Below are 3,453 nucleotides of genomic sequence, written 5' to 3'. Positions count from 1 at the left end.
GATATCGCCCGTATCCGTGCGGCCTTTCATTTAGACGAACCGCTGTATTTGCAGTACACCTATTGGCTGCGCGACCTCGCGACGGGGGAGCTCAAATCCTTCAAGGATAGCCAGCCCGTTCTCCCTAAGATCTGGCAACGTTTTCTCAATTCTCTGCCACTCTTTATCTGTGCCACATTAATCGTCTGGAGCTTATCCTTCCCGACGGGTATTCAAGCCGCGATCCAACGTGGATCTCCTTTTGACCGCACAACCACGTTTGTTGCCTACGCCCTGATCTCCATTCCTGGGTTTTTCCTTTCCTATCTTGCCATTCAATGGGTCGTAGATGTATTCAACGTGCCCGTTATTGGTATGCGCACCTTTGGCATGGAAAACGCACAGCCAGTCTTTCGCTGGATGGACCGACTGTGGCATCTTGTCGTTCCCTCCTTGATGTCGGCGATTGCCGGTATTGCCATCCTGTCGCGCTATGTCCGCTCCCAAATGCTCGAAGTCGTGCGCCAAGACTATGTCCGCACTGCCCGCGCAAAGGGCTTACCGGAAGATGCCGTGATCTACCGGCATGCTCTCCGCAATGCATTATTGCCGTTCGTTACGATGTTCGGATTTTTGCTGCCTGGATTGATTGGCGGGTCAGTGATCTTTGAACAGATCTTCGCCTGGCCAGGATTAGGACGGCTCGGCTACGAAGCTATTCTGGCCCGCGATTTCCCCGTCATTCTGACAATCAACTTTGTGGCCGCAACGCTGACACTGGTCGGCACTTTGGTTTCAGACATTCTGTATGCGGTTGTCGATCCTCGGATTCGGTTGCAATAAGCATGGCTGAACTCATTCATACGGCTACTTTCACAGCAGAGACCGAACTGCCAAAACCGGAAACACCGCTCCAGGAGGCATGGCGGATCTTTCAGAAAGATCGGCTGGCCCTCAGCGGTTTGGTCGTCCTGGGACTCCTTGTGACCATGGCCGTTGCAGGAAAAGTATTGACTGAATGGATTATTATTTTCGATCCGGCAACGGTACGCCTCCCGGATAAATTTCTGCCACCTTTTTCTGCGGTGTCTGCGGATCTCATTCCTGCCCTGAACCACCCCCTCTTCGGCATCTATCTGCTCGGCACGGACGAACTGGGCCGGGACGTGTTTGCGCGTATGCTGCAGGGATCGTTTGTGTCGTTATCGATTGGATTTATTGCCGTTGGTATTTCAGTCACGATTGGGATTATCCTGGGTGGCTTGTCCGGCTTCTATGGCAGCGTCAAGCTCGGCTTTATCTCGGTCGATACGCTCATCATGCGGTTTACCGACATTATGCTGTGCTTTCCGACGTTCTTTCTTATTCTGACTGTCGTCGCGCTGCTTCCCCCCAGCATCTACAACATCATGATTGTGATCGGTCTGACCAGCTGGATGGCGACTGCACGTTTTGTACGCGCTGAGTTCTTAGCACTGCGCGAGCAGGACTTTGTGGTTGCCGCGCTAGCCCTAGGCTTGCCCGAGAGCCGCATCATCTTTCGGCATATGGTCCCCAATGCCATTGCTCCGGTGTTAGTCTCGGCCACCATCGGGGTGGCCGGTGCCATCCTGACCGAGTCCGGCCTCAGCTTCTTGGGCTTTGGTGTTCAGCCGCCCGATGCCACCTGGGGTAACATCCTCGCCAACGGGAGGGGCTTCATATTCGATGCTCCCTGGTTATTTTTCATCCCCGGAGTTGCAATTTTTGTTGTCGTGCTGGCGTTTAACCTTGTCGGCGAGGGCCTGCGCGAGGCCCTGAATCCTCGACTTCGGAATCGGTAAATGGCGAATCCGCTCCTCAGCATCAACAACCTGCATGTCTCGTTTTTCACCGACAAAGGCGCAGTCAAAGCCGTCCGTGGCATCGATCTAGAGATTCAAGCGGGCCGGACGCTTGCTTTGGTTGGCGAGTCGGGCTGTGGCAAATCCGTTAGCGCACTTTCGATCATGCGCCTTATTGAGCCCCCAGGTCGCATTGTACAAGGGAGTATTGCGTATCAAGGTCGAGACCTCGCCACGTCGTCTGAAGCAGAGTTACAATCTATTCGTGGAAAATCCATTAGTATGATTTTCCAAGAGCCCATGACTTCGCTGAATCCAGTCTTTACGATAGGCAATCAGATCGGTGAGGTACTCCAGCTGCATCAGGGTCTTGCTGAGCGTGAGGCGCACCAGGAAGTGCTGCGCCTGCTTGCAACCGTAGGTATCGCGTCGCCTACTCAACGGCTCGAACAATATCCACACGAACTTTCAGGCGGGATGAAACAGCGCGTGATGATCGCCATGGCGTTGGCCTGTCGTCCAGATTTATTAATCGCGGATGAGCCGACCACCGCCCTTGATGTGACCATCCAAGCCCAGATCCTCGACCTCCTGAAACGACTTCAGGACGAGAGGGGCATGGCCATTCTGCTCATTACTCATAACCTCGGCGTTGTGGCCCAGTTCGCCCAGGATGTCGCAGTCATGTATGCGGGAAAAATCGTTGAACACACTGATGTGCAGACGCTCTTCCGGAATCCTCTGCACCCCTACACCAACGCCTTGCTCCGGGCCTTGCCGCGTCGGGGCCATCGGACTGAGCGGCTGGCCGCGATCAAGGGCAGCGTTCCCTCGCCGCTACAGTATCCCCCCGGCTGTGCCTTTTCTGCACGCTGCCCGGAGACGCTCGATTTCTGCGCTGAGAAACAACCGAGCTTGATTACAGTTGAGCCTCAACATGAAGCAGCATGCTGGTTGCACGAGAAAACAGGGGCTGGGGTGTAGAGACTAGGAATTGGCCCGTAGAAATTCTGAGGAATATGAGAGATGGCAGCGCATTCAGACACCCGACCCCCATTACTAGAGATCCGCAATCTCAAAAAATATTACCCCGTCCGCAGCGGCGTCTTCTCCCGCATCTCGGCCTGGGTCAAAGCGGTCGATGACGTGTCGTTTGTCATTCAGCCCCAAGAGACGTTTGGTCTGGTAGGAGAGTCAGGCTGCGGTAAGACAACGGTGGGCAGAACGCTGCTGCGTTTGATCGAACCAACTGCGGGAGAGATATTTTTTAACGGTCAGGATTTTTGTCAGCTCAACGCAGCCCAGGTCCGCGCCCTTCGCCGGCGGATGCAGATGATTTTCCAAGATCCGTATAGCTCGCTGAATCCGCGTATGACAGTCGGTGCGATTATTGGGGAAGCGCTCAAAGTACACGATCTCGCTCAGGGAGACGAGCTTATTCAACAGGTTAACAGCCTCTTAGAGCGAGTAGGGCTATCGCCAACATACCACTCACGCTACCCGCACGAATTCTCAGGCGGCCAGCGCCAGCGTATTGGTATTGCGCGGGCGTTGGCCCTGAGTCCGCAGTTTATTGTCTGTGACGAGCCGGTTTCTGCCCTTGATGTTTCTATCCAGGCCCAGATCCTCAACCTGCTCCAGGATCTGCAAC

At 54.6% G+C, this 3,453-nt stretch carries 4 protein-coding genes; all 4 read left to right on the top strand.

Annotation, left to right across the window (positions count from 1 at the left end):
• Positions 1–822: ABC transporter permease (locus O6944_03920; GenBank protein MCZ6718288.1), on the top strand; the 822-nt coding region annotated here is incomplete at its 5' end.
• 2 nt (positions 823–824) lie between these two features.
• The gene (locus O6944_03915; GenBank protein ID MCZ6718287.1) at positions 825–1,802 is read left to right on the top strand and encodes an ABC transporter permease; all 978 of its coding nucleotides are present in this window, start codon (positions 825–827) and stop codon (positions 1,800–1,802) included.
• A complete protein-coding gene (locus tag O6944_03910) occupies positions 1,803–2,786 on the top strand; it encodes an ABC transporter ATP-binding protein (GenBank protein MCZ6718286.1) in 984 nt (327 codons plus the stop codon).
• A 42-nt stretch (positions 2,787–2,828) separates the two neighbouring features.
• On the top strand, positions 2,829–3,453 hold a 625-nt coding region (locus O6944_03905), incomplete at its 3' end, for an ATP-binding cassette domain-containing protein (protein ID MCZ6718285.1).

This window comes from Gammaproteobacteria bacterium (assembly GCA_027296625.1).
Classification (GTDB): Bacteria; Pseudomonadota; Gammaproteobacteria; order JAKEHO01; family JAKEHO01; genus JAKEHO01.
This window is presented reverse-complemented; position numbering and strand designations above follow the sequence as displayed.